Origin of the sequence: Nocardia sp. NPDC051463, assembly GCF_040681975.1 — a bacterium.
GTDB lineage: Bacteria > Actinomycetota > Actinomycetes > Mycobacteriales > Mycobacteriaceae > Nocardia.
This window is the reverse complement of sequence record NZ_JBFBAB010000020.1, coordinates 37,261-64,162: the sequence shown is the minus strand read 5'-3', so window position 1 is coordinate 64,162 and position 26,902 is coordinate 37,261. Positions and strand designations below refer to the sequence as shown.

Genomic DNA, 26,902 nt, shown 5'->3' with positions numbered 1-26,902 from the left:
GCAGGCTCGGCTACCAACACATCCACTCGGCACGACGACACCTTCCGAACGCAGCGAGATCGAACACCAGAGTTGCCGGCCCGTCCCACCTTCATGCCAAACCCACCGCATCCACCAAAGTCGCAGGCTCGGCTACCAACGTCCCCATTCGGCACGACGATGTCTTCCGAGCGAAGCGAGACCGAGCACCAGAGTTCGGGGCCTTTCACACCTCCCGAACGACCCCACCGCATCCACCAAGGCCGCAACCTCAACGACCAACGCCCCCACTCGGCACGACGACACCTTCCGAGCGAAGCGAGACCGAGCACTAGAGTTCGCGGCCCGTCTCGCTTCCGAGCCGTCGAAGCGCACGCGCCGAAGGCGCAAGTCTCGACGGCTCGGAAGCGAGACCAAGGGGGCCGCGAACCCGCAGCGCCGAAGGCGCTGCCAAAACTACGGCCGGTCGAACTCGCCGTCGTGCACGCCCGCGGTGAATGCGGCCCACTCGCCGGGGGTGAAGATCAGTACATCGCCGTCGGGATTCTTGCCGTCGCGTAGACCGACATGGCCTTCCTCGAGCAGGGCGACTTCCACACTGTCCTTGCCGGTGCCACTGCCTGCCTTACGCCAGACCGCGCCGGTCAGATCAACCTTTGAACCACGATCGATGCTCACGATTCGGACTCCTTCAGAAATCGCCACTCACCACGCGTGCGGTAAAACTGTCCCACTCGCCCTGGGTGAACAACAGCGCGGGTCCACCGGGATTCTTGCTGTCGCGGACGCCGATCCGGCCGCTATCGAGGAATGCCACTTCTACGCAGTCCTTGCCCGCGCCGCTGCGCGTGCTCTTGAACCACTGCGCACCAACCAGATCCGTACTCATGCCACATACTCCTTCGCTACCTGTCGCAACAGGTGTCTACTGGGTTGAATATCCAGCGCGCAGCGCTGGAGGCACTCGTGAGCCCGATCGTACCGCCGTACATCAGCACATCTTTCGAGGTAGAGGTCCCCGGTGAAACCCTCTGCGTAGACCACCGGCGGTTCGATCGGCTGGCCCTTGCTATCTGTTCCGAACTCCAGAACCGTGAACGGGCCGGTGGAAACCCCGAGCGGAACACCGGCCGCGAACGGCAGGATACGCAGTGAAATGTTTTCGTGGGTACTGAAATCGGCAAGATGACGTAGCTGCGCCGCCATCACTTTGGCACCACCGACCACACGGTGCAACACCGACTCGTGCAGCACCACATCGACGGTGGCAGGTGAGACCCTCCTGGTGATCAATGCCTGGCGTTGCAACCGTAGCTGCACGCGCCGATCCAGCTCCGCGTCGGAATCGTTCGGGTAGCCGAGTCGATTGAGCGCCAAAGCGTAGTCGGCGGTCTGCAGCAGGCCAAGGACCAGTTCGGATTGGTAGGAGGTCAATTGCTGCGCGGATGCCTCCAAACCGACATAGACGTCGAAGTTTTCGGGGATCAGATCGCCGTAGGCGTGCCACCAGCTTTTGACGGCCGCCTGCTGAGCGAGGCCCTTGAGGCCGTCGGCGAGTTCGTCGGGCATGCCGTAGATGCGGCAGAGCTCTTGAATATCGATGGTGCGGATGCGGTCGGCCTGGCCTTTTTCCAAGCGCTGCAGGGTACTTGCGCCCCATTCCATGAGCTTGGATGCTTCGGCGATGGTCAGTCCCGCCTGGGTGCGCCAGTCACGCAGATATCTGCCCAGCTGGCGCCTGGGTAGTGTGGACGATGCGCTGTCGGTGGACAGTCGATCCGAACCCCCTGACGCTCTTGCGGAACTCGTGGATCCGTTCGAAGATGCTTCCGAACTTGCCGATGATCGGGCCGAACTCGCCGACGTTCCTGCTGAACTCACTGACACAGCACGCTCCGTTCTGCGCTCGGACCCTCACCCAACGGGCAGTCCGGGGCGACCCACAAGCTCGGTTCCCGTCACTTTGCTTGGGCAGAGGGCTCTTTCGTCCACTATGGAGAATCCTCCCCTCCCAGCTGGATTTCGTGCTGGGAATTCGCCTCAAATCCTTGGATATCCACCAAGGACGCCGCCTGAACCGCACTTGAATGATGTGCTAGAAGTGTGCCCGGAGCCGAGCAGATCCTGTCCCCTCGCACTGCGACACCTCCAGGCACACCAACTGAATCGCACCAGGAACGAGGAGTCATGGCCGTACATGTCATAGCGTCTTCCTTGATGACCAGCGATTTGACCTCGCACAGGGCCCGCAGCGTCGGCCAGGAGAGCTGGGTGGTCTCCTATCTGCCCGGCCGCACACTGACCTGCGCGCAGGCGGTGGCGGCACTGCGGGTTGCTGAAGTGGTGCCAGCCCTGTTGGATACGGTCGGCGAGCTCGCCGACGCGGTCGGTCTTACCGCACTGGAGGCCGTCGGGATGGCCGTCCGGCAATCGCCGTGGGACGAGCCGACCACGCTCCATCCGCGCCGACTCCGGGCCGACGGACGCCGGGCGGAGGTCGCGTGATGCAGCTGCCCAATCTGAACATGCATGTTGCCGGACTGCTGATCTGCGGACGCGACCCCGGCATCATGACAAACGAACAAGCGCACGCCGCAATGCAATTGCACATCGACTGCACCGTCGATTGCTGCCGCGTCCGCCGCAGGGCCCGCACCACGCTGGTCGAAGCGGGCAGATGCGTGCTCGACGAGCGCGCGCTGCCGTGCTGACCGACGCTCGACCGCGCCTCGCCTGTATTCCTCGCGCTGCATCCCTCCTTCTCTCACACTGTTCGGCCGGTGCGCCGTCGCAGTGCCATCACCCCGGACCTCGGTCGCGACCCGGCAGCGGTCACGGGGGCGCGCGGGGTCGCGTCCACCGATGCGATCCCGCGCGGCGGGCCTCAGTGCCAGGTGTGATCGGTGAGCGGGGTACGCGGTCCGAACTTCGGTTTGTGGGCATGGCCGCTGATCTCCAGCAAACGAACCGCCCGATAGCGGTGCGGGCGTAGTGGTTCCAGGTAGTCGACCATGGCGGCGTCATCGATGGGATGCCCGAGCAGCGTCCAGCCGACGACTGCGGCCAGGTGGTAGTCGCCGACCGACAACGCGTCGGCGTCGCCGAAGGCGCGTTGGCCGATCTCGGCCGCGGTCCACACACCGATCCCGGGCACAGTCTGCAGGCGGCGGGCGGCCTCGACCGGATCGTGGGCGGCCGATTGCTCCAGCGCATCCGCGAGCCGGGCCGCGCGGACGATCGTCTGCGCACGTTGCGGACCGACATTCGCACGATGGAACGTCCAGGACGGAATGCACCGCCAGGTATCGGCGTCCGGAGGAAGCAGCAGGCCCGCGGGCGCGGGACCCGGCGCCGGCGAACCGAACTGCCGCACCAGCTTCCGCCACGACGCACGGGCGGAGACAGTGTGCACCTTCTGCTCCAGGACCGCGGGCACCAGCGCCTCGAAGACCAGACCGGTGCGCAGCATCCGTAGACCGGGAAAGCGGCGGTGGGCGTCGAGGAGCTTCGGATGTGCGGGGGCGAACTCCGAGAGGTCCTCGTCGAGACACAGCATGTGGTCGAGGCGATCGAGGAACTCGGCCGCGCCCGCGCCCCACGCGTGAGCTTGTGCCGAACACAGGCCCGACTGGACGAGTCGGTAGGTGACCGGACCAGTCGGCATTCGCGACGCGTGCCAGTGTGCGCCGTCGGATGTCACTTGATGACAGGGGTCGCCTCGGCCACGCGACAGGGGGGCGAGGGTCGGTGCGAGATCAATGGGCTGCACGGCCGTCACCGTGCGGGTCAGCCCGTCTCGGCTCACTCCCGGCTCGGCCATCTGTTTGCGCACCAGTCCATTGTGCGCGGCCGGATCGGGCGGAGCGTGATCGGGCGTTGGGCCAGTAGTTACGGGAGTCACATCGACATTTACCGGCAATGCCCGATATCGATTCGGCATCATCGCTGCTCCCCGCTATTTTGTAACGTGACAAATCAATGTGGCGATATCGCAGCCGATGCGCGAACGATCGACAGTCGCCATGATGGAGGATTTCGAATGATCACCAATGTGCTCAACTGGTTGCTCAACGCCTGGGGTGGCGTCTCCGCTGGTAGCTCGGGCTACCACATTCCGCCCGGCACGCTGCCTTTCGGCAGCTGAGGGCTGTGCGCGCTCGCCAAGATAGGCGTGGCGGGTGCGCGAAAGCCTCACTCTTCCAGTAGGAATTGCACTAGGTGTCGGCTCTGCCGGTGGGCGAGCTGCGCGGCTTGGGTACGGCACGAGAAGCCGTCGGCGATCAAGATCGAATCGTCTTGCGCGCCACGCAATGCGGGTAAGAAACCATTCTCGGCGACCGCCACCGATATTTCGTAATGGCCGGATTGCATTCCGAAGTTCCCCGCAAGGCCGCAACACCCGGTGATCTCGGTCACCTCGACTCCCATTGCGGCAAATACTCGACGGTCCGCATCGAATCCGAGAATCGCGTGGTGATGACAATGCGGCTGCACCACAACCGGCCGACCGTGCCGCTGCGGCGGACACCACTGCGGCTGCTCGGCCAAGAACTCCGCCACCGTGCGCACGGCTGCGGCGGTGGCCGCCGACCTCGGATCCTCCGGCAGTAGCTCGAGCAGGTCCGAGCGCAGCACCGCGGTGCACGACGGCTCGAGGCCGATAATGATCCCGCCCTTGCGCACATGCTCGTCGAGCGCGGCCAAGGTCGCGCGCAATCGGGCACGCGCGCCATCCAACTGCCCAGTGCTGATCCAGGTGAGGCCGCAGCACACAGTGCGCTCGGGTATCCGGACCCGATAGCCCAGAGATGCCATCAACTGCGCTGCGGCGATGGCGATCTCAGGTGCGAAGGCGTCGGTGAAGGTATCGATCCATAGCATCACCTCGCGCTCGGCCGCGCTCGGATCGGCAGCGGATGAGACGGCCTCGACCTGCCCGTTCATCTCCCGCCAGAGCCGGCGAAAGCTGCGGTCCGCCAACCGCGGCAGCTCACGACGCGGATCAATTCCGGCGGCGCGCAGCCCTATCCGACGAAGCCACCCGACATCGGCCAGCCGATTCGCGACGCGTGGCATCCGGTTCGCGACAGCCGTCCACCGCGGCAGCCACCCGAGCGCATAGTGATCGATCGGGCGCAGACGGCGACGATAGCGGCGGTAGAGCGCCTCCGACTTGTACGTGGCGATGTCGACGCCCGCAGGACAATCGGAACGACATGCTTTGCAGGACAGGCACAGATCGAGCGACTGCGCGACGGCCTCCGACGACCACGGCAGCGCGCCACGCACGACCTCCTGCAGTACGCGGGCTCGGCCCCGGGTGCTGTCTTTTTCGTCCGCGGTGGCCAGGTAGGACGGGCACATGAAACCGCCGCTCGGGCGAGTATCCGCGCGGCACTTGCCGACGCCGACGCATCGGTGGACCGCGGACGCGAGGTCGCCGCCGTCGTGCGGAAAGGCGAAACCATCGACCCGTGGAGTGCTGGGTAGTCCGACCAGGCGCAGATCATCCTCGACCGGCCGTGGCGCCACGAGGACGCCGGGGTTCAGCATGTTGCCCGGGTCGAATAGCGCCTTATACCCCGCGAATACGTCGAGCACGGCCGGGGAGTACATGACCGTGAGCAGTTCCGAGCGGGCGCGGCCGTCGCCGTGTTCACCCGACAGCGAGCCGCCGTAGCCGACCACCAGTTCCGCGGCATCGAACAGGAAGGCACGAAAGCGTTGGGGGGCGTCCGCGATCGGCAGATCCAAGCGGACGTGGATACAGCCATCGCCGATGTGGCCGTAGAGCAGACCGTCCACACCGTGCTGTCGGGTCAGCGCGCGGAAATCACGCAGGTAGGCGCCGAGCCGCTCGGGCGGCACGGCGGCATCCTCCCAGCCGGGCCAGGCCGGCCGGCCGTCCGGGGTACGACCTGCCAATCCTGCGCCTTCGCCCCGAATATTCCAGAGTGCCTTGGTTACCCCGGGATCGGTGACGATTCGTGATTCCAGCGCACCGACCGATCGGCACAACCGCTCGGCAGCGGCCCGGGCCTCGGCCAGGTTCTCCCCCGCTGTTTCCACAAACAGCCAGCCGCTGCCCCGCGGCAGATCGGGCACCGCGCCTGCGCGTGCGCCGCGATGCACGCGCACGATATCCACGAGCCGCGCATCGATACCCTCGACCGCAATGGGGGAACACGCCAGCACCGCGGCCACATCGTCCGCCGCGCATGCCATATCGGGATACCCGAGCACCGTGAGCACCGTGGCCGGCGGCAGTGCGACCAGGTCGACGGTGGCCTCGAGCAGCAGTCCGCAGGTGCCCTCGGTGCCTGCGAACGATTTCGCGACCGCCGACCCATGCTCCGGCAGTAGGTGTTCGAGGCCGTAGCCGGATGCCTGCCGACCGAACCTGCCGAGCTCGGTGCGGATCACCGCGAGGCTCGCCCTGGTGAATTCGGGAAGTCCGGGAACTGCGGACGGATCGGCCGCGAGGATTCGCTGCGCACCTGACCCGTCGAGGATGCGCAGTTCGCGCACGTTGTCCGCAGTGCGGCCCCAGGCGAGAGCATGGGGTCCACAAGCGTTGTTGCCGATCATGCCGCCGAGGGTGCACCGATTCTCGGTCGATGGATCGGGTCCGAATCGCAGGCCGTGCGGACGAGCTCGCCGCTGCAACTCCGAGAGCACCACTCCCGGCTGAACCCGCGCCACCCGGCGCTGCGGGTCCAGTTCCAGGACCGAGTTCAGGTGCCTGCTGAAGTCGAGCACGATCCCGGGGCCTATCGCATTGCCTGCCACCGAGGTTCCCGCGCCGCGCGCGGTCACCGGCAATCCGTTGTCGCGCGCGAAGTCGATGGTGGCCGCGACGTCCGACTCAATCTGCGGAAATACCACCGCAGCGGGGAGGACGCGATAGTTCGAAGCATCCGAGGAGTACTCCGCACGGCGGCGCGCGGACGCGTCGACCTCGCCGCGGAGTTTGCCCCGCAGCGCCTGTGCGATTCGGTCCTCGGTCACTTCGTCAGCCTAGGTGCGGTGGTGGGTGGTCTGCCGTATCCACACTTCCACGCTCAGCTGAAGACGGGCCGGAAAGGCTCGTCCACCGGAGTTCCACCGAGCAGTGCGGGTGCATCGGGTGCCGGGAGGCGGGAATGGGCTTGCTCTAAACCTTTGTTGAGGTCTTAGTGTCGGTGGCCAGAGGTTTGATGGGTGGGGAGCGAGAGGGAGTTACGACGTGAGTATCGAGTCGGTGGCTTACAGCCAGATGTATCGGCGGATGAACGCGCCCGATGAACAGCGGCCGTTCCGGCTGGCCACCGCCAAGCGGATTCTGCGATTCGCTGGGCCGCATCGGCGCCGGATCAGCGCGTTCCTGCTGTTCAGTGTGGTTTCCGCACTACTTGCGGTGGCCACGCCGGTGCTGGCGGGGCGGGTGGTCAACGACATCGTCGGCGGCGCTGCGCCGCGGGTGGTGGTCACCCTCGCGCTCGTGATCGGCGGGCTCGCGGTGATCGACGCCGCGCTCGGCGTGATCGTGCGGTGGCTGTCCTCGCGGATCGGTGAGGGGCTGATCCTCGATCTGCGCACGGCAGTGTTCGATCATGTGCAGAAGATGCCGGTGGCATTCTTCACGCGGACGCGGACCGGGGCGTTGGTCAGCAGGCTCAACAGTGATGTGATCGGTGCGCAGCGCGCATTCAGTGACACCCTCTCCGGGGTGGTGACCAATCTGGTGACGTTGGCGCTCACGCTCGCGGTGATGGTGCGGATCTCCTGGCAGATCACGTTGCTCGCGCTGGTGTTGCTCCCGGTCTTCGTGATTCCCGCCCGTCGCATGGGCAACCGGCTCGCCGGTCTGCAACGCGAAGCGGCAGGTCTCAACGCCGCCATGAGCACGCAGATGACCGAGCGGTTCTCCGCGCCGGGCGCGACCCTGGTGAAGCTGTTCGGCCGACCGCAGCAGGAGTCCGACGAGTTCGCGCTGCGGGCCCGCCGGGTGCGCGATATCGGCGTGCGCACCGCAATGCTGCAGACCGTGTTCGTCACCTCGCTCACGCTGGTTTCCGCGCTCGCGCTCGCGCTGGTCTACGGACTCGGCGGCTGGTACGCCCTGCGCGGCCAGCTGGACGCGGGCGCGGTTGTGTCGCTGTCGCTGTTGTTGACCAGGCTCTACACCCCACTGACCGCGCTGGCGAGCGCGCGGATGGAGGTCATGGCCGCGCTGGTGAGTTTCGAGCGGGTGTTCGAGGTGCTCGACCTCAAGCCGCTGATCGAGGACGCGCCGGGGGCCGTCGCGGTGCCCGAAGGACCGGTCGCGGTGGAGTTGGACAATGTCACCTTCGGCTATCCCTCCGCCGACAAGGTGTCGCTGGCCTCGCTGGAAGATGTTGCGACGCTGGACAGTCGCGGCGGGGTGGAGGTGCTGCACCAGGTGTCGCTGCGGGCCGAGCCCGGTCAGCTGGTCGCACTGGTCGGGTCCTCGGGCGCGGGGAAGTCCACTGTGGCCCAGCTCGTTTCCCGGCTCTACGACGTGGACGGCGGCGCGGTGCGATTGAACGGCACCGACGTGCGCGACCTGACCACGACCTCGATCCGCGAGACGGTCGGGCTCGTCACCCAGGATGGGCATCTGTTCCACGACACGGTCCGCGCCAACCTGCTGCTCGCACGTCCGGAGGCGACCGAAGACGAGCTGTGGGATGCCCTGGATCGGGCGAGGTTACGCACTCTGGTGGACTCACTGCAGGACGGACTCGACACTGTCGTCGGTGAGCGTGGCTACCGACTCTCCGGTGGCGAGCGCCAGCGTCTGACCATCGCACGACTGCTGTTGAAGCAGCCGCGGGTGGTAATCCTCGACGAGGCCACCGCCTCGCTGGATTCGACCTCCGAAGCCGCCGTCCAGGAAGCACTTTCCGAAGCGCTGGCCGGGCGGACCGCGCTGGTCATCGCGCACCGGCTGTCCACGATTCGCGCCGCCGACCAGATCCTGGTGCTGGAGGACGGCCGAATCGTGGAGCGCGGCACGCATACTCAGTTGCTGGTCGCCGATGGACGCTACGCCGAGCTGTATCGCACCCAGTTCGCGGAGGACCCCGTCACCGTCGCCGCCTGAGGTCAGCGGTTGCGCCGGGATTCCAGTCCGTCCAGGACTCGATCGAGCCCGTAGGTGAACTGGCGGTCGCGCGCGACCGCCGGTTCCTGGTTCCACGTGCCGGTCGCATCCGTCTGCCGCAATCTCGGGTAGTCGGTGGCGGCCTGCTCGGCGGCGGGCCGCAGGCTGGCGACCAGTTCGGCCTCGGTCTGACCGCTGCGGGTCAGCAAGGTCAGCCACGCGGCCTCGCTGATACCGATGCCGATGACGTAGCCGATGACGGTGCCGATGGCGTCACTGCGTTCATCCACCGCGAATCCGCCGACTTCGAACAGCGCGAGCATGCGGTCATTGAGCCGCATGACATTCGGGCCCAGGTACGACAGGCCGACCTGACCGAGCGTCGAGGCCATCCACGGATGATGCAGAATCATCGCCCGCAGACTCGCCGCGCACTGCTCGGTGGCCGCGCGCCACTGCGCCCCCGCCTCGATCTCGGGGACCCGGATCTCGCCGTACACCTCGTCGACGACCAGTTCGATGAGCTCGTCGCGGTTGGCAACATGCCGGTACAGCGAGGTAGCGCCCGCATCGAGACGAGCGCCGAGCTGACGCATGCTCAGCGCTTCCATGCCTTCGGCATCCAATAGCGCGACTGCCTCCGCCACGATCTGCTCCCTGGTCAGCGCAGGCTGTTCCCTGCCACGCCGCGGGCGTGTCCAGACCGATCCGACCTGCTGCTTCTCGACGGGCATGTCGACTCCTTTCGATGCCGCCAGCATGGCGCACAACGTTCCCAATTGCGAACGCTCGACACCTATGCGTACAGTGTTCGCAAGACAGTCGGCTCCGCGCTGAATGACACCATCCAACAGGCGGATGCCGCACTCGGCATCGCCATCCTCGGCAGCATTCTGTCGAGCACCTTCACCGACGCTATGCCTGACTCGGCTCCAGAAGCGGCGCACCGCTCCATCGGCGACGCCCTCGCGGTGGCAACCAGCTCCGCCAACAACACACTGGTCACCACGGCTCGCGAAGCTTTCACAGCCGCCATGGCGGCCAGCCTCATCGCAGGCGCCGCCAGTGTCCTCGCCGCCGCCGTGGCGCTATTCCTCATGCGCAGCTCCAGGAAGCAGCCCCGCTTGCCGAAGAACCCAGCCCAGAGCTGCCGATCACCCAGTAGCCCACCGCAAATCCACCAAGCCCGGGTCGATCACAATCCTCCGATCGACCCGGGCCCTTCTCGGTCGGGGGTAGTCAAATGGCGGCCACGAATCGCCTCTCAACCAACCATCTCACTACCCTCGACAGCGAGAAGCCCTAACAGCTTCCAGCGGGCAGGATGCCTGTGGTTGCGTTATCGGACTGCCCGACTTGATCAGAATTCGCCCGCAACGCCGAAAACCGTGCGGCCGGAGTGGGTGCCACTCTGGATGGAGCGCAGTACTTGTTCGGCGTCGGTGATGGGGGAGTAGTGCTCGATCGTCGAAAGATGTTGGGGGCGTAGCTCATTGCCGAGGCGAGCCCACAGCGCGCGGCGCTTGTCACTGGGCACGTATGCGGAGTCGATGCCGAGGAGGGCGACCCCGCGCAGGATAAAGGGCATGACGGTGGTCGGCAGATCCGAGCCGCCGGTGAGGCCGCTGACCGCCACCGCGCCGCCGTAGCCGATTGCGCTGAGAATGTAGGCGAGAGATTTGCCGCCGACACTGTCCACGGCACCGGCCCAGGTGGCTTTTGTCAGGGGGCGCAGTGTGGCGTCCGGGTCTTCGGGCAGCCTGCCGATCACTTCGTTGGCGCCCAGGTCGGCGAGCAGGTCGGCCGCGTCGGTCTTGCCGGTCGAGGCGACCACCTCGAAACCGAGACCGGACAGGATGTCGATGGCGACGCTGCCGACGCCGCCGGTCGCGCCGGTGACGAGCACCGGGCCGGTTTCCGGGGTGAGCTCGCGCTCGAGCAGCCCTTGCACGCTCAATGCGGCGGTGAAACCGGCGGTGCCGAGCGCGGCGGCGTCGCGCGTGCTCAGGCCGTCGAGTTTCACGACCCAATCAGAGGGCACCCTGGCGTACTCGGCGAAGCCGCCATTGTGCGAGACGCCGATGTCATAGCCGTGCGCCACCACCAGATCGCCGGGGGCGAAGTCGTCGTCCTCGGAGGAAACGACCTCACCGGTGATATCGATGCCGGGGATGATCGGGTATTTCCGGACGACACCACCGCCGGGGGTGATCGCCAGGCCGTCCTTGAAGTTCGCACTCGAGTAATGCACTTTGATCGTCACATCGCCGGGCCCGAGGAAATCCTCGTCGACCTGCTGCCGCGTGAGCACGATCCCGCTGTCCGATTCGTGTGCCACCATCGCCCAGAACTCCATGTCGACGAGCATACGAGCGTCGGCGTGCGCCCGGGCAGAACTTGCCGTCGAACCGGGTCGGCGCACATCGATCATTCCGGCGCGAGTTCGAGGCGGACGCCGAGCAGCCGAATGGGGCGGTCCAAGTCGAATCGGTCGATGATGTGGAGCGCGGTGTCCACGATCCTGGCGATATCGGTGGTCGGCTCCGGGAGCTTCGCCTGTTTGCTGCGGGTGTAGAAGGTGTTGGTGCGGACGGTGACCGAGACCCGGATACTGACGCGACCGGCCTCGGCCATCTCCTCGGCGACCTCGGTGGCCAACCGCGCGACCTGGGCGCGGATGTCGCCGGCATCGGTGAGGTCGTGCGGGAAGGTCTCGGACTTGCTGCGGCCCACCGGAACTCGTGGCTCGGTTGTCACATCCGTGTCGCCTTTGCCGTGACCGAGCACCCAGAGGTACGGGCCGGTGTTGGGGCCGAACTCGGCGGCGAGCCGTTGCCGGTCCGCCGCCATCAGATCGGCGACCGTCTCGATGCCGAGATCGGCCATCCGGGCCGCGATCCGATTTCCGATGCCCCACAGGGCATTCGTCGGCCGGTGCGCCATCACCTCGGTCCAGTTCGCCGCGGTGAGCCGGAAGACGCCCTCGGCCGTACCCGCGCCGTCGGCCGGTCGCGCCGAGGACTTGCCTGCGGACTTGGCGAAACCGGTGGCGAGTTTGGCGGTCAGCTTGTTGTCGCCGATACCGATAGCGCAGGTGAGATCCAATTCCGCTATGGCACTGCGGATCTCGCGAGCCAATGCCTCCGGGTCGTCGGCGTCGGCGGCGAGAAATGCCTCGTCCCAGCCCCACACTTCCACACGCCCAGGAAAGGTCCGCAGCAGTGACATCACCTCGTCGGACGCCTCCTCATAGGTGGCCATGTCCAAGGGGAGGAACACGCCGTCGGGGCATTTGCGTTGCGCGCTGCGCAGAGCCATCCCGGCACGGACGCCGAATGCGCGGGCAGGGTAGGACGCGCAGGTCACCACTTTGCGTGGTTCGGTCGGGTCACCGTTGCCGCCGACGATGACCGGCAGCCCGCGCAGCTCCGGATGACGGCGGAACTCTACCGCCGCCTGGAACTGATCGAGATCGACGTGCATCAGCCATCTGGCCACCCGTCCGTCATACCGCACCACACCGACAAGCAGCAGATATTCCGCCCAGACCCATTGCGTCACCCGAAAAACAGAACTAAATTCTGGATATGAAGATTCGAGATCGGTTGCTGGTGGCAGCCGAGCGACAGTTCGCGGAACGGGGGGCGCTCGAGACGACACTGACCCAGATCCGCGACGCGGCGGGTGCGAGCGTCGGGGCGCTCTATCACCACTTCCCGGACAAGGCCGACCTGTACCGCGAGGTGTGGGCGCACGCACTCGCCGACTACCAAGGCCATTTCTGGCGCGCGGTCGGCGACAGCACCGACGCGCGAGAGGGCATCACGGTGGGCGTGCGCGAGCATCTGCGGTGGGTCACCGAAAACCGATATCGCGCAAAGGTTCTCACCTCGGCGCGCCCACCAGGGGTGCGCGAGAGCGAGAGCAACCGCGAATTCATGACGAATGTGACGCGCTGGTGGCGGACCCATGCCGGGTACGGCGCGGTGCGCGACCTGAGCCTCGATCTCGTCTATGCCCTGTGGCTGGGACCCGCCCAGGAATACACGCGGCAGTGGCTCGGCGGTGACATGCGCATCGCCCCACACGATGTCGCCGACGAACTGGCCGAAGCTGCCTGGCAGGCGCTCGGCGTCTCGAATCACTGAGCAACCGGAACCGAAACCCGCACGAACGGAGCACGATGACCGCCGATACGTTCACCCTCGACATCGAACTCGCCAAGCAGGTGCTGGCCGGCCAGCCCTTCGCCCAACTGGTCGGCACCGAGATCGCCGCGTTCGGCGACGGCGCCGCCACGCTGGTCGTCGAGATCCGCCCGGAACTCTGCCAGCAGTTCGGTTTCGTCCACGGCGGCGTGCTGTCCTATCTTGCCGACAATGCACTGACCTTCGCGGCCGGAACGGTCCTCGGGGCGAACGTGCTGACCGGCGGCTTCACCATCACCTACCTGCGGCCGGCCGCGGGCCTCCGGCTGCGCGCCGAAGCGGTCGTCAGCGGGTCGACCCGCCGCCAAGCCGTCGTCAACTGCGAAATCTTCGCCGAGAGTGCCGATTCCGAGCCGGTGCTGTGCGCCCTCGCTCAGGGCACCACACGCACCGTGGAACGGGAGCTGCCGAAAAACAGTAGCTGATCGAGACGAAAACGGGCCGTGCACGAAATTCTCGTGCACGGCCCGTTTCGGCCGAATCAGGCGGTAGCCGCCAGGGTGCGGCCGTCCAGCGCCGGCTCGGCGACCGGTTCGATGGCGTAGGCCAGGATGTCGGCGACGTCGGCGACGGGGCGAACATCCAAGGCGGCCAGCACATCCGCGGGGACGTCGTCCAGGTCCGGTTCGTTGCGGGCCGGGATGAACACCGTCTTCAGACCGGCGCGCTGAGCGGCGAGCAACTTCTGCTTCACGCCGCCGATCGGCAGCACCCTGCCGTTCAGCGTGACCTCGCCGGTCATGCCGACGTCGGCACGGACCTGCCTGCCCAAGGCCAGCGACACCAGCGCGGTGACCATGGTGACGCCCGCCGAAGGACCGTCCTTCGGCACCGCGCCCGCCGGGAAGTGCACGTGGATATTGCGATCGAGCACCGACGGTTCGATGCCGATCTCTTCCAGGTGCGAGCGCACATAGGTGAGGGCGATCTGCGCCGACTCCTTCATGACGTCGCCGAGTTGGCCGGTCAGGGTGAGCGACCGCTCGCCTTCGGCGGCGTTGGCCTCGATGTAGAGGACGTCGCCGCCCAGACCGGTCACCGCCAATCCGGTTGCCACACCCGGCACCGCGGTGCGTTCCACCGAGTCAGGGGTGAATCGCGGACGGCCCAGGTATTCCTTCAGATCACCCAGGTCGATCGTCAGTGCGTCATCCGGAGCGGACTTCACCGGCGCGTCATAGCCCAGATCTGCGCCATAACCCAGATCGGCCACCACCGATTCGCCTGCGGCCGAGTCGGTTCCGACCTCCGACAGTCGAGTCGCCGCCTTGCGCAACGCCTTCGCGATCAGGCGTTCCATCTGCCGCACACCGGCTTCTCTGGTGTAGTTCGCGGCGATCTCACGCAGTGCCGCGTCGGTGATGGTCACCTCGTCGGTGGTCAGTGCGTTGCGTTCCAGCTGCCTCGGCACCAGGAAGTCGCGGGCGATGTCGACCTTGTCGTCCTCGGTGTAGCCGTCGACGGTGATCAGCTCCATCCGGTCCAGCAGCGGGCCGGGGATAGTGTCCATGACATTGGCCGTCGCGATGAACAGTACGTCCGACAAGTCCAGATCGAGATCCAGGTAGTGGTCGCGGAAGGTGTGGTTCTGCGCCGGATCGAGCACCTCGAGCAATGCGGCCGCCGGATCGCCACGGAAGTCGGAGCCGACCTTGTCGATCTCGTCCAGCAGGACAACGGGATTCATCGAACCCGCCTCCTTCATCGCACGCACGATTCGACCGGGTAGCGCGCCGACGTAGGTGCGGCGATGGCCACGGATCTCCGCCTCGTCGCGCACGCCGCCCAGGGCGACACGAACGAACTTGCGGCCCATGGCGCGTGCCACGGACTCACCCAGCGAGGTCTTGCCGACACCGGGCGGGCCGACCAGCGCGAGCACCGCGCCGGAGCCGCGCCCGCCGACGACCTCCAGGCCACGTGCGGCCCGCCGGGAACGCACCGCCAGGTACTCGACCATGCGATCCTTCACCTCGTCGAGGCCGTGGTGATCGGCGTCCAGCACCGCGCGGGCGGCCGAGACATCGGTGCTGTCGGTGGTTTTCACCGTCCACGGCAGCTCCAACACGGTGTCGAGCCAAGTTCGGATCCAGCCGGATTCCGGGCTCTGATCGCTGGCCCGCTCCAGCCTGCCGACCTCACGCAATGCCTCCGCGCGGACGTCGTCGGGCAGATCCGCCTGCTCGACCCTGGTCCGGTAGTCATCGGCGCCATCGGGCTCGTCTTCGCCCAGTTCCTTGCGAATGGCGTTGAGCTGCTGACGCAACAGGAATTCGCGTTGGCTCTTCTCCAGGCCCTCGCGCACGTCGTCGCTGATCTTCTCGGTGACCTCGGCCTCGGCGATATGCGCCTTGGTCCATTCGATCAACGTGGTCAAACGCTGGGCGGCCTCGGGGGTTTCGAGCAGTTCCCGCTTCTGGTCATTGCTCAGGTACGGTGCGTAGCCCGCGGTGTCGGCGATCGCCGACGGGTCGGTCAGCTGATTGACCGCGTCGATGATCTGCCAGGCCTCGCGGCGCTGAAGCACCGAGACGACCAGCTTCTTGTATTCGGCCGCAAGTTCTTTGGTGCGCCCATCGGCCGCGGGCGTATCGACCGCTTCGGCCTCGACCCACAGCGCAGCGCCGGGCCCGGTCACCCCGTGGCCGATCTTGGCGCGCCGTTCGGCCTTCAATACCGCCGCAGGTGCGCCACCGCGCATCCGTCCGACCTGTTCGATGGTGGCGACGACACCGTAGGAGGCGTAACCCTCGGTCAGTCGCGGCGCGAGCAGCACCGCTTCGGTCTTCGCCGCCCGCGCGGCGTCGATGGCGGCCTGCGCCGATTCGTCCAGTTCGATGGGCACGACCATGCCCGGCAGCACGATCGGATCGGTCAGGAACAGCACCGGCAGGTTCTGTGGTGTAGTCACGTCTTCGACCCTTCCAAAAGTTGAGCGATGCCCAGTCAACCCCGGTGGTTCCACGTTTGTTCCGGCCTGCTCGCCACGTTCGCTCAGGGCGAATTGCAGGTTCTCAGCGACATGTCGTTTTCTCACGTTCGTGTCGTTGACCAGTCATTCCGGTTGAAAGCCCGTCCCTCCCCCTCGATCTGCTGGGTGGAATGGCCGTTCGCCGGGGTTCCGTTCTTGACCTGGTCGCACCGCACCCGAACGGTGATCTTCTTCGGCGCGCGCTGGAACGGTGCCAACCTCTCCGCAACTGGCTTCACCGGCGTAGCGGCCGCCACCGGCGTCGGGTTGCTCGGTGCGGCCGTAGCAATTGACGATACCGCGATACCCGCCATGAACGTCCCCGCCACCATGAAGGCGATTGCCGATGCGCGTCGTGTGTTCTTCATAACGTCCCGTCCCCGATTTCTCAGCCCTCCGCAGCTGTCTCGCCGAGCGGTGGGTGCGGCAGATACGCACCGATGCTGGTGAGCCCGAAGTTGTTGTGCGTCAATAGCGTTGGACGGCCGTTGATGGAAACCGGTTCCACTCCACCGGGGGCATTGACAGTGATCCACACCATATGCACGGGTGGTGTCCGGTGGCACGTTTCGTTCACCAGTAAGTACCTACACGAATTGCGGCGACGGCCGCCTGGCCCGGCATCGACGCCAGTGCCGGCGGCGGTGTATCGACCGTGCCGCGCACCCACTGGCCGCAGGACTCCTGGGCGGGACCAATCCAGATCGCGTGCGCGAGGGGTAGCCGTCGGTCGGGTGGACAGCGATGTACGTACCGCGGAGAGTCACCACATGCGAGGCGACTCTATTCCGCCGACAACAGTCTTGAACGGAACGAAGTAGTCTGTTTTAATGTAACGGAACCAAATATTCCGTTCCATTCAGATCGGGCTCGCTCCAGGAGGCGCACGTGACCGCTGTCATCGAAGATCCACAAGTCGAAACCACCACGGCCGCCCCAGAATCCGATGTCGAGCAGCGCTACCCACGCCGCTGGCTCGGGCTCATCGCGATCCTCGCCGCCACCCTGCTCAACCTGCTCGACGCCACCATCGTCAATGTCGCGGCGCCCTCGATCCGGGCCGAACTCGGCGGCTCGACCGCCACCATTCAGTGGCTCGCCGCCGGGTACACGCTGGCGCTTGCGGTCGGGTTGCTCACCGGTGGGCGGCTCGGCGACATGTTCGGACGCAAGCGGGTGATGTTGGTCGGATTGATCGGCTTTCTCGGCACGTCATTGCTGTGCGGCGCGGCAGGCTCGATCGAGATACTGCTGATCGGCCGGATCACACAGGGACTGTTCGCGGCGGTCATGGTGCCGCAGTGCTTCGGGCTCATTCGCGATCTGTACGGCCGCGAACTCGGCAAGGCCTACGCGGCTTTCGGTCCGCTCATCGGCGTGGCGACCATCGCGGGACCGATCGTGGCGGGGCTGCTCGTCGACGCCGATCTGCTCGGTGCGGGCTGGCGGTCGATCTTCCTGATGAACCTGCCGCTCGGGGCGGTGGCGCTGGCATTGGGCAGCTGGATCCTGCCGACGGGATCGCCGATCGCGGGCATGCGGCTGGATCTGCGCGGCGCGTGCATCGCGGCCATCGGAATGAGCCTGCTGCTGTACCCGCTCGTCGAGGGCCGCGAGTTGGGCTGGCCGTGGTGGTCGGTGGCGATGTTGATTGCGTCGGTCCCGGTGCTCGGCCTGTTCGCGCTCGATCAGGTTCGCCGGTCACGCGCCGGGCGCACCGCGCTGATCGAGATGAGCGTCTTCGCCAAGCGGTCCTACACCTCCGGCATCGGATTCGTGATGGTCTTCTTCGGCGGCATCACCGGATTCTCGCTGGCGATCGGGCTGTTCCTGCAGCTCGGCCTCGGCTTCAGTCCGCTGAAGGCCAGCCTGACGATGACGCCATGGGCACTGGGCGCGTTCCTCGGATCCGGGGCGAGCGCCGCCCTCGCACCCAAGCTCGGCCGCAAGGTGCTGCACATCGGACTGCTCGGCATGACGATCGGTCTGGTGGCGCTGTTCTTCCAACTCGGCGGCACCGAAGCCCCGGCACCGTTGGCATTCGCACCGGCCCTGCTGGTCTACGGGCTCGGCATGGGGCTGATCTTCGTCCCACTGTTCGGCATCATCGTCGGCGATCTGGAGGATCACGAGGTCGGCTCGGCCTCGGGGCTGCTCGAGTCTTTCCAGCAGGGCGCGGCTGCGCTCGGCGTAGCGGGGCTCGGCTCGATCTTCTTCGCCGGGTTCACGATCGGCGACGGGGTGGACGCGGCGCTGTCGGCGGCGCACACGATCACCGGTGTGGCGATCCTGCTCACCGTGGTGTCGTTCGCGGTGGTTTTCGGTCTGCCGAAGCAGGCCAACGAGCCGCACTGAGCAGGCGCTCGCATCGATACGACCCCGGACTCCGGCCGAGTTCGGGGTCGCTGCGTAAGCCGGTGAGGACCGCGCCGGGCTCGCGTTGACACCCCGCAGGAGCCAATGAGAATGTTGGGGCCTCGATATGTCACTACCCGGTCAGCACTAGGGGGACCCCGCGATGTCAGTGATCGCCTCCGGTGTATTCATCGACTGGGAAAATCTGACCGGGCAGTCCAAGTTCACCGTCGATCTGATTACATTCCCCATCTTCAGCGCATTGGCGGGCTGGCTCACCAACTGGACCGGCGTGCTGATGTTGTTCTGGCCCATCGCATTCCGCGGTGTGCGGATCCCGGGTCTGCACGTGTTGTATCCCTATTTCCCGCGGCGGGTCCAGGTGCTACCGACATTTTCGGGAGACGGGCGCAGGCTCGGATTCCAGGGGTTCATTCCGGCACGCGCGGAAAAGATGGCAAGTATTTGTGTCGATAAGGCATTGATGCGGATCGGCAGCCCGAAGGATTTCATCCACGAACTGGATTTGGACGGAATCGCCGACTACATAGCGATACTCGCGAGCAAACAGGTGCAACCGCTGGTCGACGAGCTCATGTATCGGGAGAACCCGGATCTGTGGCGCACCATGCCGCGCGCGATGAAGCAGCTCGTCTATCAAAGAGTGGATCGCGAATTGCCCGCACTGTGCAGGCGCGCCTTCGAGTCACTCGGCGACAATGTCGATCAGCTCATCGATATCAAGAGTTTCGTCATCCGGTACCTGCGGGAGAATCCGTACATCCTGAAGGACCTGACCACCACCATCGCGGCGCCCGAACTGAAGTTCATGGTGCGGGTCGGTTTGCTCGGCGCACCGTTCGGCCTGTTGCTCGCTCTGTATCTGCATGCGCACAGCCATATTCCGGTGCTCGGCTGGGTGCCTGGCTGGGTGATCGTGCTGCTTGCGGGCGCGGCGATCGGCGTCATCGTGAATGTCATCGCGGTCAAGATGGTGTTCGAGCCGGGCGATCCGCAGCCGCGCTACAAATACCTGTGGCGGCAGGCACTGCTGGCCAAGCGGCAGCCACAGGCCGCGACCGACCTCGCGCACATCCTGGCCTACCAGGTGCTGACCCTGCCGAATCTATCGAGGGAACTGCTCGAGGGCCCCAACGGTGACAAGACCCGCCGGCTGCTGGAGCGGTTGATCGCCGACGAGATCCATCGTCAGCTCGGCCCGACCACCTCGTTGGTGCGCGCGGCCTTCGGACGCCGCCAGTTCGACAACCTCAAGGTCGGCGCGGCCGGTGCGGCTGTCGGCTTGGCGCCGAGTCTGGTCGAGGACGAGGTGTTCACCCGCGAGCAGGCGAAGAAGATCGACGAATTCGCCGCCCGCAAGCTTCAGACCCTGACACCGGGGGAGTTCATGGAGATGTTCTACGCCTCTGTCGAGCAGGACGCCTGGCTGCTCTATCTGCACGGCGCGGTGCTCGGCCTTCTCGTGGGTGCGACCCACCTGCTGCTTTTCGGCTGGTAAGCAGCTCGCACAAATACAAGCACGCGTGCTTGCATTTTTCTGAGCCCGCTGCGATGCTGAACCGCGACGGCGCACGGAGCAGTGTGCCCGCGACCGGCAAGGAAACAGATGGTTGACCTCGACGCGCTACTCGGCGATTTCGCAGCGGAATGTGCGGATCTGGAACTCCTGGTCGCGCCGCTTGCGCCGACGGACTGGTCCACTCCCACGCCCGCCGCAGGCTGGGACATTTCGCATCAGATCGGCCATCTGGCCTGGACCGATGAGGTGGCCATCCTCGCCGCCACCGACGGATCCGGCTTTGCACAAATGCTGGCCGAGGCCGCACCGAAGGCGCTGACCTTTGTGGACGAGGCCGCCGAAGCCGCCGCCGCCACGCCGCCGCCGGAATTGCTCGAACGCTGGCGCCAGGGCCGGACCGACCTCGCCGCCGCGCTGCGTGCGGTGCCCGCGGGCACCAAGCTGGCCTGGTTCGGCCCACCGATGAGCGCGGCGTCGATGATCAGCGCCAGGATCATGGAGACCTGGGCACATGGCCAAGACGTGGCCGACGCCCTCGGGGTCACCAGGACACCGACCGCCAGGCTGCGCACGGTGGCCCACCTCGGCGTCCGCACCAGAAACTTCGCCTACTCCGTGCACGGCAAGGCGGCGCCTGCCGAGGAATTCCGAGTAGAGCTCACCGCGCCGGACGGCGCCCTGTGGACCTGGGGTCCCGACGATGCCGCACAGCGGGTCAGTGGACCTGCCGTCGACTTTTGCCTGCTGGCGACACAACGCCGTCATCGTGACGACCTGGCGCTGGAGACGATCGGCCCGGACGCCGCGGATTGGCTGATGATCGCGCAGGCGTTTGCCGGAAACACCGGCGAGGGCAGAACAGCGGGTCAGTTCGCCTGACCCGCCGCACTTCCCGACCACCCGTTCGGCTTCGGGAGCGGGCGAGCGCCACACTTGGGTGCGCCGTTCGTGTCGACGGCCGGACGCCGTTGGCCGGGGTGTCTCGATGTGGCAGTCGAGAATGGCGCTCGCCAGCTATCTGGGTTTACCCGCACGTCTGCTGCCGGAAACATCGAACATGCGAAAAATATGCGCGATCCCGGCCCTGATGACGCCCTTCGCCCGGCTTTGTGATGCTGCTCTCACCGATGCGGCAGCCCCACAGGCAACACCGTAACCTGGACAAGTGTACGGCTTTCAACGATGCGGGCCGCGCTGCAAGGGGAGCAGGGGCGGAGGGAAGGAAAAGCATCGTGACTGCACACAAGCCTGCTCAGGTCGTTCGGCATGCCGCGATCGTGCTCGCAGGCGCAGCCAGTCTCAGCCTCACCGTTGTCTCCGGGGCCTACATCGTGAACCAGATGGCCGACACCCATCGAGCAGGCAGCGAACTCTCAGCACCCCCCACGGCGACCGCCGAGGACATCACCCCCGACGCAGGCACCACTATCTCCGAGGCTGTGCTGACCGGCGGAAGTCGCGATCTCCCAGCGCTATTCGTGCACATGCCGGTAGATACCACCGCCACGTCCCCGAATACCGCTGCACCACATATTGATCCGGCCGTCGGCACTTCGGCAGGTCTGGCCGGAAAGCTCCGGCTCGGTACCACCTATGTCGGTGCGCAATTGACCCCGATCCGCGCCGACACCGTCGCCTTCACCGTCGACACCAACGCACTGTCCGCGCTGTCGAACTTCCTGCTGTCCGCACCGATCCGCAACCGGCTCGACGTCGGCACCGACCCGGCCGCGACCACACAGGTGCGCACCGAACTCGACACCCACGGTCAGGTCACAGTGACGTTTTCCGACCCCACCCTGGGTGAGCACGCGCTGCGTATGAACCAGCACCCCGCACCGACTCCGAAGGACGCGCCGGACGCGACACCGCCGGAATCCGCAGTCACCACTGCGACGACGGCCGACTCAGCCGCACCCGAAACTCCGGTCGCACCTGTGGACTCGACCCCGCACCCGAAACTGAAAACCGCGCCGAGCACCATCAACGTCTGACCTGCGCAGGACGCATCCAGTTGCCGACACACGGCAACAGCTGATTTCGTATGCACATGGGTAACTCACCGGGCACGCCCCGACCCAACCGCACGACTGGCGGCCCGCGACAAAACCGTCGCGGAGCCGTCGACCGGCACCAATCGCGCAGAGGCGCAGAAGCAACAGACTTCTGCGTGATCGGTGGGGGGATCGTCGGCGTGGCGACGGCGCATCGAATTCTCGAGCGCCATCCCGGGGCCGGCCTGGTGCTCGTCGATAAGGCCTCGGCATTGGCCACCCATCAGACCGGGCACAACAGCGGCGTCATCCATTCCGGCATCTACTATCCGCCCGACAGTTTGAAAGCGAAACTGTGCAGGCAAGGTGCGCAGTGGACGAAGGATTTCGCCGCAGCGCACGGGATTCCATTCGAGGTGTGCGGAAAGCTGCTGGTGGCCACCGACGCCGCCGAATACGAACGCATGCTCGCGCTGCACGAGCGGTCGGTGACCAATGGGGTGGAGGTCGAATTGATCGACGCCGCCGAGCTGGTTCGCCGCGAACCGCACGTGACGGGGGTCGGTGCGCTGTTCGTACCGAGCACCGGCATCGTCGACTACACCCGCATCACCACGGCGCTGGCCGAGGAGATCCGGCGGGCCGGCGGGCAGATCGTGCTCGGCGCCGAGATCGATGCGATCACCGAAACCGATGACGCGGTGACGATCTCGGGAGCTTCGGGTTCCTGGACCGCACGCACCCTGGTGGTGTGTGCCGGTCTGCAGGCCGACCGAATGGCCGCGCTCGCGGGCCTGCCTACCGATTTCCGTATCGTGCCGTTCCGCGGCGAGTACTACCAGCTGCCTGCCGAACGCGCCGGACTGGTGCGGACATTGATCTATCCGATCCCCGATCCGAACCTGCCGTTTCTCGGTGTACATCTGAGCCCGACCATCGACGGTGCGCTGACCGTCGGCCCGAACGCGGTGCTCGGCCTGGCCAGGGAGGGCTACCGCAAGGGCAGCGTCAATGCGCGCGACGCCCGCGAGGTGCTCGGGTTCTCCGGCGTCCACCGGGTGGCCCGTGCCCATCTGCGCACGGGGGTGCGGGAGCTACGCAACTCGCTGTTCAAACGCGGCTACCTGGCCGAATGCCGACGGTACTGTCCCGAGCTGACGGTCGCGGACCTACGACCACGCGAGGCGGGAATCCGGGCGCAGGCGGTGCTGAGTGACGGCACTCTGGTGCACGACTTCATGATCGAGCGCACGCCGCGGTCGATCCATGTGCTCAACGCGCCGTCACCGGCGGCGACCTCGGCGATGCCGATCGCCGAGTATTTGGTCGATCAACTCTGATCCGACACGACCGGCAACCAAGCAACCGCCCGGTCGCGATACCGAAAGCCGTCCAACCAAATCCGCGGCAACCCTCCAATAAAGAGGAGAACTGTAGTATTTTTAGCGGCAGCCGTGGAACAGGGAGGGCCTATGGGCCACATCAAGTACGCGAGTGACGTCGGAGCACCTGTCGAGGTTGCCTTCACCTATACCGACAACCATCTGTTCGTGCCGGACTGGATGTTCGCTGTCGACGGCTTCGAGCCGACCGGGGAGATCGATCACGGCCTGGGGGCGAACTACACGACCTCAACACGGCTGGCCTGGTGGCGGCCGACGGCGCAATGCGAGATCACCGAGTACCGGCGCAATGTGGTGATCGGCTACACGCTGCGCGGACGACTATCGGGAACACTGACACTCAGATTCGATCCACTCGGCTACGGACGGTCGGTGCTGACGTCCGAGGCGGAGTACGCTCCACCGAGCGGCCTCCTCGGCCGCCTGTGCCTCGGTTTGGTCGAATCCGCCGTGAAATCGGCGCTGCGCCGCACCGAGTCGCAGTTGCGAAGGGAGATAGAGGAATTCCACGGTACCGATCTTGTCGGTCGGATTGCGTAGGGTGCCAGCCATGATCATCGTGAGCACCGACGGATCCTGCCTCCGCAACCCCGGTGGCGCCATCGGCTGGGCGTGGGTCAATCATCAGGGCTCTTCCCGCAGTGGAGGAGCCGCGTCGGGGACCAATCAGGTCGCGGAGCTACGCGCGGTGCTGGAGGCGATCCTCGCGCATCCCGGGGAAGAACCCCTGTTCATCGAGAGCGATTCGCTCTACGCGATCAAATGCGCGTCGGAGTGGATCTCGGGCTGGCGGATCAACGGCTGGCGCACCTCCACCGGAGGCGCGGTGAAGAATGTCGAGCTCATCAAACAGATCGATAGAGCCATCGCCACCCGACCGGGGCCGGTCCGGTTCCGTTGGGTCCGCGGCCATGTCGGTAACTACTTCAACGAGCAAGCCGACAAGTTGGCGGGCGAGGCGGCCAGGCAGGCCGCGGTGACCGCCGCGGGCAGCGAAGTGGCGGCCGCGGCACTGCCGACGGTGCCCGAGCTGTCGACGGTGGTCGAACTATCGAAGCCGGTCGAGGTGGCCGAGCCCGACAAAGAAAAGACTCCCGGGCCGCGGTCCGCGGGGAAGCCGGTCGCACCGGCGGCGCCTCAGACATTGACCCTGTTCTGAGTCCGTCGGCGCGAACGGAGCGCAGGACCGCCCGAAAGACCTCCGGCGGTGGTGTCTCAACCCACCGCCGGAGGCGCTTCGGCCGGGTCAGTTATTGCCGAGCTGCTTGAGTATCGGCAGGTCGAACTTGTTGACCAGCCACTTGTCGCCGTCCTTTTCCAGGCCGGCAACCACGACGAGTTCGACTCGGCTCGGCGGCTTGCCCGCCGCGGCGATGTTGACATTGGTGGTGGTCTGGCCGATCACCACGAGCACGGTGGCCTTGTCCTTGTCACCGGACTGGAAGCCGCACTGCATGTCGTAGGTCGACGACTTGGCCTTCGCATCGACGACCACACCCTTGAGGTCTTGGCCGAGCTTGCCGAAGGTTTCCTTCCACTCGCCGGTCGAGGCGGCGTCCACCTTCTTCAGGTAGTCGTCGATGGTGTCCGGGTCGTAGGTGGAGATGAGACGGCCGTATTCGCAGGCGGCCTTGGTCGCGTCGACTTGCGCGTCCAGCTTGTCGCCGCGATCTGTGGCCTGCAGATAGAACACCACGACCGCGGTCACCGCGGCCACCAGCAGAATGCCCGCCACGAAGGCAGCCACCAGCGGAACAGCCCCGAAGCCACCCTTGGCGGCGGTAGGCTCGGCGTTCGCCGTCTTCTTCGCGGCCGCCGCGGTCTCGGCGGCAGCATCTCTGTCCCCGGCGGCCCTCGGCGCGGCATCCGACTTCCCGAGCTCGGCGGTCTTATCGTCGGCTACCGAACTGTCCGGCGTCGTGGAGTCGGCGGCAGTGGTGTCCTCGGCCTCCGGGTCACGCTTCGATTCGGGGTTGTCGGTTCCAGCATCATCGTTGGACATCGATACAATCCTGCACTTTCCCGGCGCGCTCTGGCACGCCGATTCAGCCTTGTCAGCTCGCATGCGGCGAACCTTTCGCACTCTGCGGGCGAGTATCCCCGCCCGGCTCGAGCGCCACCGCGGCGGGTTGTTTCGGGCGACCTGCACACAGTCACCAGCGGGGGTCGACTCACCGCACCGGTGGGAGGGTCATTTCATTCGGATCCACGTTGGGCGGTGTCTGGGCGCCGTTGTCAGGAATGTCCGGTCGTGGCGCGTTCGCCGAACCACGAATCTGCAGTCCCGGCGGCGGGCTCTCGCAGTAGTTCCACTTCGGCAGCGAGCCGTCCTGGATGACCTCATTGCGCAGCGGCACGTGCTTGTACTGGCAGATCGGCCGAACCCAGATGTCGACGACGGTGAAGAATTCGCCGTCGTGCGCGGGCACACCGGCCGCCGACAGACCGACCTTCAACGAAGGGAACAGGGCTTGCAGCGCCGGGATGCGCAACTGCGCGGCCTTGGTCATCGCCGAGAAATTGGCGGCCAGACTGGTGATCGGGTCCGCGGTCTTGTCCAGCACCGCGCCGAGACTGGTCAGCTGGCCGGGCGCCTGCTCGAGAATCTTCTGCAATTCGGCGTTGGCGTTGTTGAACTGATCGAACAACGCACCGGAATTGCGGGTCAGCGTGGCCAGATCGGGCTGGGCATGGGAGGTGGTGTCGGCGATGGTGCGCAGATTGGTGATCAGGTTCTGGGTCTGCGGCAGTAGCGAATCGAAGCCGGCCATGGCCAGGCTGATGCCGTTCACCATGCCGCGCAACTGATCAGGGCCGCCACTGAGCGCGATGTCGAGCTCGGAGAGGATGGCGCCGAACTTGTCGGGGTCGATCTGCGCGATCAGCGCGCTGGAGTTGTCCAGCACCGACCACACCGGGGTCGGGGTCTTGATCTTCTCCGGATCGAACCTGATGACCGAACCGTCGCGAAGATAGGGACCCTGCTCGGTGCCCGGCCGGAAATCGACGTATTGCTCGCCCGCGCCGGACAGTGCCTGCACCGCGATCGCGGTATCGACCGGAATCTTGTACTTCGAGTCGATTTGAGCCTTGGCGGCGATCGACTGGCCGCGGTCGGTCAGCTCGATCGAGGTCACCTTGCCGATCCGGTATCCGCGCAGCGTCACATCGTTGCCGGGCTGCAGACCGCCCGAGCGGTCCAGATTCACCGTGACGGTGTAGTTGGACTTCAGCGGGTTCACCCGCATAACGCTCACCAGCAGATAGCTGGCACCGACGAGGAACACCAGCACCAGACCGATGCTCGACAACAGGAGTTTGCGCCCGAACAGGTTCTTCAGCCAGG

24 protein-coding genes are annotated in these 26,902 nt (G+C 66.0%); 13 read left to right on the top strand and 11 right to left on the bottom strand.

Annotated elements, in window-relative coordinates; translation table 11 throughout:
* Positions 1-435: 435 nt before the first annotated feature.
* The 3 genes from AB0M74_RS23990 to AB0M74_RS23980 are packed head-to-tail and all read right to left on the bottom strand — an operon-like array spanning position 436 to position 1,752.
* A complete protein-coding gene (locus AB0M74_RS23990) occupies positions 436-657 on the bottom strand; it encodes a DUF397 domain-containing protein (protein WP_366528510.1) in 222 nt (73 codons plus the stop codon).
* Positions 658-670: 13 nt separating this feature from the next.
* A complete protein-coding gene (locus AB0M74_RS23985; protein ID WP_366528509.1) occupies positions 671-868 on the bottom strand; it encodes a DUF397 domain-containing protein in 198 nt (65 codons plus the stop codon).
* Positions 865-1,752 (bottom strand): helix-turn-helix transcriptional regulator, encoded by an 888-nt coding sequence (locus AB0M74_RS23980; protein ID WP_366528579.1) that lies wholly within the window; start codon positions 1,750-1,752, stop codon positions 865-867. Before AB0M74_RS23980 ends, AB0M74_RS23985 begins: the two co-directional genes overlap by 4 nt.
* Before the next feature lie 444 nt (positions 1,753-2,196).
* Between AB0M74_RS23980 and AB0M74_RS23975 the strand changes: the two genes are divergently transcribed.
* Both AB0M74_RS23975 and AB0M74_RS23970 read left to right on the top strand, forming a co-directional pair.
* Complete coding sequence (locus tag AB0M74_RS23975) at positions 2,197-2,484, top strand: hypothetical protein (protein ID WP_366528508.1); 288 nt, start codon at positions 2,197-2,199, stop codon at positions 2,482-2,484.
* Positions 2,484-2,690 carry a hypothetical protein gene (locus tag AB0M74_RS23970; protein ID WP_366528578.1) on the top strand — a complete coding sequence of 69 codons (207 nt, stop codon included), beginning with the start codon at positions 2,484-2,486 and terminating at the stop codon, positions 2,688-2,690. Before AB0M74_RS23975 ends, AB0M74_RS23970 begins: the two co-directional genes overlap by 1 nt.
* A gap of 173 nt (positions 2,691-2,863) precedes the next feature.
* On the opposite strand, the gene AB0M74_RS23965 is transcribed toward AB0M74_RS23970, so the two are convergent.
* Both AB0M74_RS23965 and AB0M74_RS23960 read right to left on the bottom strand, forming a co-directional pair.
* The gene (locus AB0M74_RS23965) at positions 2,864-3,799 is read right to left on the bottom strand and encodes a DNA-3-methyladenine glycosylase 2 family protein (RefSeq protein WP_366528577.1); all 936 of its coding nucleotides are present in this window, start codon (positions 3,797-3,799) and stop codon (positions 2,864-2,866) included.
* Between the two features lie 371 nt (positions 3,800-4,170).
* Positions 4,171-6,987 (bottom strand): FAD-binding and (Fe-S)-binding domain-containing protein, encoded by a 2,817-nt coding sequence (locus AB0M74_RS23960; RefSeq protein WP_366528507.1) that lies wholly within the window; start codon positions 6,985-6,987, stop codon positions 4,171-4,173.
* A 217-nt stretch (positions 6,988-7,204) separates the two neighbouring features.
* Between AB0M74_RS23960 and AB0M74_RS23955 the strand changes: the two genes are divergently transcribed.
* The gene (locus AB0M74_RS23955) at positions 7,205-9,085 is read left to right on the top strand and encodes an ABC transporter ATP-binding protein (RefSeq protein ID WP_366528506.1); all 1,881 of its coding nucleotides are present in this window, start codon (positions 7,205-7,207) and stop codon (positions 9,083-9,085) included.
* Positions 9,086-9,087: 2 nt separating this feature from the next.
* On the opposite strand, the gene AB0M74_RS23950 is transcribed toward AB0M74_RS23955, so the two are convergent.
* From AB0M74_RS23950 to AB0M74_RS23940, 3 genes are all read right to left on the bottom strand, one after another.
* Positions 9,088-9,819: a TetR/AcrR family transcriptional regulator gene (locus tag AB0M74_RS23950; protein WP_366528505.1), complete on the bottom strand. Its 732-nt coding sequence runs from the start codon at positions 9,817-9,819 to the stop codon at positions 9,088-9,090.
* 626 nt (positions 9,820-10,445) lie between these two features.
* Positions 10,446-11,441, bottom strand: a complete 996-nt coding sequence (locus AB0M74_RS23945) for an oxidoreductase (protein ID WP_366528504.1) — start codon at positions 11,439-11,441, stop codon at positions 10,446-10,448.
* A gap of 71 nt (positions 11,442-11,512) precedes the next feature.
* Positions 11,513-12,583, bottom strand: coding sequence for a DNA polymerase IV (locus AB0M74_RS23940; protein WP_366528576.1), 1,071 nt, complete (start codon positions 12,581-12,583; stop codon positions 11,513-11,515).
* Between the two features lie 89 nt (positions 12,584-12,672).
* Between AB0M74_RS23940 and AB0M74_RS23935 the strand changes: the two genes are divergently transcribed.
* A complete protein-coding gene (locus AB0M74_RS23935) occupies positions 12,673-13,233 on the top strand; it encodes a TetR family transcriptional regulator (RefSeq protein WP_366528503.1) in 561 nt (186 codons plus the stop codon).
* 35 nt (positions 13,234-13,268) lie between these two features.
* Positions 13,269-13,718: a PaaI family thioesterase gene (locus tag AB0M74_RS23930; RefSeq protein WP_366528502.1), complete on the top strand. Its 450-nt coding sequence runs from the start codon at positions 13,269-13,271 to the stop codon at positions 13,716-13,718.
* 56 nt (positions 13,719-13,774) lie between these two features.
* Here the strand turns inward: AB0M74_RS23930 and lon are convergent, their stop codons facing one another.
* Positions 13,775-16,144: an endopeptidase La gene (gene lon, locus AB0M74_RS23925; RefSeq protein ID WP_366528575.1), complete on the bottom strand. Its 2,370-nt coding sequence runs from the start codon at positions 16,142-16,144 to the stop codon at positions 13,775-13,777.
* An 87-nt stretch (positions 16,145-16,231) separates the two neighbouring features.
* On the opposite strand from lon, the gene AB0M74_RS23920 reads away from it, so the two are divergent.
* The 8 genes from AB0M74_RS23920 (at position 16,232) to AB0M74_RS23885 (ending at position 24,715) form a co-directional block, all read left to right on the top strand.
* Positions 16,232-16,714, top strand: a complete 483-nt coding sequence (locus AB0M74_RS23920; RefSeq protein WP_366528501.1) for a hypothetical protein — start codon at positions 16,232-16,234, stop codon at positions 16,712-16,714.
* Positions 16,715-17,152: 438 nt separating this feature from the next.
* Positions 17,153-18,619 carry an MFS transporter gene (locus tag AB0M74_RS23915; RefSeq protein WP_366528500.1) on the top strand — a complete coding sequence of 489 codons (1,467 nt, stop codon included), beginning with the start codon at positions 17,153-17,155 and terminating at the stop codon, positions 18,617-18,619.
* Positions 18,620-18,782: 163 nt separating this feature from the next.
* Positions 18,783-20,138: a hypothetical protein gene (locus tag AB0M74_RS23910; RefSeq protein ID WP_366528499.1), complete on the top strand. Its 1,356-nt coding sequence runs from the start codon at positions 18,783-18,785 to the stop codon at positions 20,136-20,138.
* A 108-nt stretch (positions 20,139-20,246) separates the two neighbouring features.
* Positions 20,247-21,038, top strand: a complete 792-nt coding sequence (locus tag AB0M74_RS23905) for a TIGR03084 family metal-binding protein (protein WP_366528498.1) — start codon at positions 20,247-20,249, stop codon at positions 21,036-21,038.
* Between the two features lie 353 nt (positions 21,039-21,391).
* Positions 21,392-22,153 carry a hypothetical protein gene (locus tag AB0M74_RS23900; protein WP_366528497.1) on the top strand — a complete coding sequence of 254 codons (762 nt, stop codon included), beginning with the start codon at positions 21,392-21,394 and terminating at the stop codon, positions 22,151-22,153.
* Positions 22,154-22,329: 176 nt separating this feature from the next.
* Positions 22,330-23,493, top strand: a complete 1,164-nt coding sequence (gene lhgO / locus AB0M74_RS23895) for an L-2-hydroxyglutarate oxidase (protein ID WP_366528496.1) — start codon at positions 22,330-22,332, stop codon at positions 23,491-23,493.
* Positions 23,494-23,625: 132 nt separating this feature from the next.
* On the top strand, positions 23,626-24,096 hold the full coding sequence (locus AB0M74_RS23890) for an SRPBCC family protein (protein ID WP_366528495.1): 471 nt from the start codon (positions 23,626-23,628) through the stop codon (positions 24,094-24,096).
* A gap of 10 nt (positions 24,097-24,106) precedes the next feature.
* Positions 24,107-24,715 carry a ribonuclease H gene (locus AB0M74_RS23885; protein ID WP_366528494.1) on the top strand — a complete coding sequence of 203 codons (609 nt, stop codon included), beginning with the start codon at positions 24,107-24,109 and terminating at the stop codon, positions 24,713-24,715.
* Between the two features lie 87 nt (positions 24,716-24,802).
* Here AB0M74_RS23885 and AB0M74_RS23880 read toward each other — a convergent pair whose 3' ends face one another.
* Both AB0M74_RS23880 and AB0M74_RS23875 read right to left on the bottom strand, forming a co-directional pair.
* Positions 24,803-25,558 carry a hypothetical protein gene (locus AB0M74_RS23880; protein WP_366528493.1) on the bottom strand — a complete coding sequence of 252 codons (756 nt, stop codon included), beginning with the start codon at positions 25,556-25,558 and terminating at the stop codon, positions 24,803-24,805.
* A 169-nt stretch (positions 25,559-25,727) separates the two neighbouring features.
* Entirely contained in the window at positions 25,728-26,897 is a 1,170-nt protein-coding gene (locus AB0M74_RS23875; RefSeq protein WP_366528574.1) for an MlaD family protein, read from the bottom strand.
* Between the last annotated feature and the right edge of the window lie 5 nt (positions 26,898-26,902).

Bases quoted from the DNA above. Each gene is read 5' to 3' on its own strand.
- AB0M74_RS23975 (WP_366528508.1), top strand. From the start codon at position 2,197: ATGACCAGCGATTTGACCTCGCACAGGGCCCGCAGCGTCGGCCAGGAG.
- AB0M74_RS23970 (WP_366528578.1), top strand. From the start codon at position 2,484: ATGCAGCTGCCCAATCTGAACATGCATGTTGCCGGACTGCTGATCTGC.
- AB0M74_RS23950 (WP_366528505.1), bottom strand. From the start codon at position 9,819: ATGCCCGTCGAGAAGCAGCAGGTCGGATCGGTCTGGACACGCCCGCGG.
- AB0M74_RS23920 (WP_366528501.1), top strand. From the start codon at position 16,232: ATGCCCAGTCAACCCCGGTGGTTCCACGTTTGTTCCGGCCTGCTCGCC.
- AB0M74_RS23910 (WP_366528499.1), top strand. From the start codon at position 18,783: ATGTCAGTGATCGCCTCCGGTGTATTCATCGACTGGGAAAATCTGACC.
- AB0M74_RS23985 (WP_366528509.1), bottom strand. From the start codon at position 868: ATGAGTACGGATCTGGTTGGTGCGCAGTGGTTCAAGAGCACGCGCAGC.
- AB0M74_RS23880 (WP_366528493.1), bottom strand. From the start codon at position 25,558: ATGTCCAACGATGATGCTGGAACCGACAACCCCGAATCGAAGCGTGAC.
- AB0M74_RS23905 (WP_366528498.1), top strand. From the start codon at position 20,247: ATGGTTGACCTCGACGCGCTACTCGGCGATTTCGCAGCGGAATGTGCG.
- lon (WP_366528575.1), bottom strand. From the start codon at position 16,144: ATGGTCGTGCCCATCGAACTGGACGAATCGGCGCAGGCCGCCATCGAC.
- AB0M74_RS23930 (WP_366528502.1), top strand. From the start codon at position 13,269: ATGACCGCCGATACGTTCACCCTCGACATCGAACTCGCCAAGCAGGTG.
- AB0M74_RS23945 (WP_366528504.1), bottom strand. From the start codon at position 11,441: ATGGAGTTCTGGGCGATGGTGGCACACGAATCGGACAGCGGGATCGTG.
- AB0M74_RS23965 (WP_366528577.1), bottom strand. From the start codon at position 3,799: ATGGCCGAGCCGGGAGTGAGCCGAGACGGGCTGACCCGCACGGTGACG.
- AB0M74_RS23935 (WP_366528503.1), top strand. From the start codon at position 12,673: ATGAAGATTCGAGATCGGTTGCTGGTGGCAGCCGAGCGACAGTTCGCG.
- AB0M74_RS23890 (WP_366528495.1), top strand. From the start codon at position 23,626: ATGGGCCACATCAAGTACGCGAGTGACGTCGGAGCACCTGTCGAGGTT.
- AB0M74_RS23885 (WP_366528494.1), top strand. From the start codon at position 24,107: ATGATCATCGTGAGCACCGACGGATCCTGCCTCCGCAACCCCGGTGGC.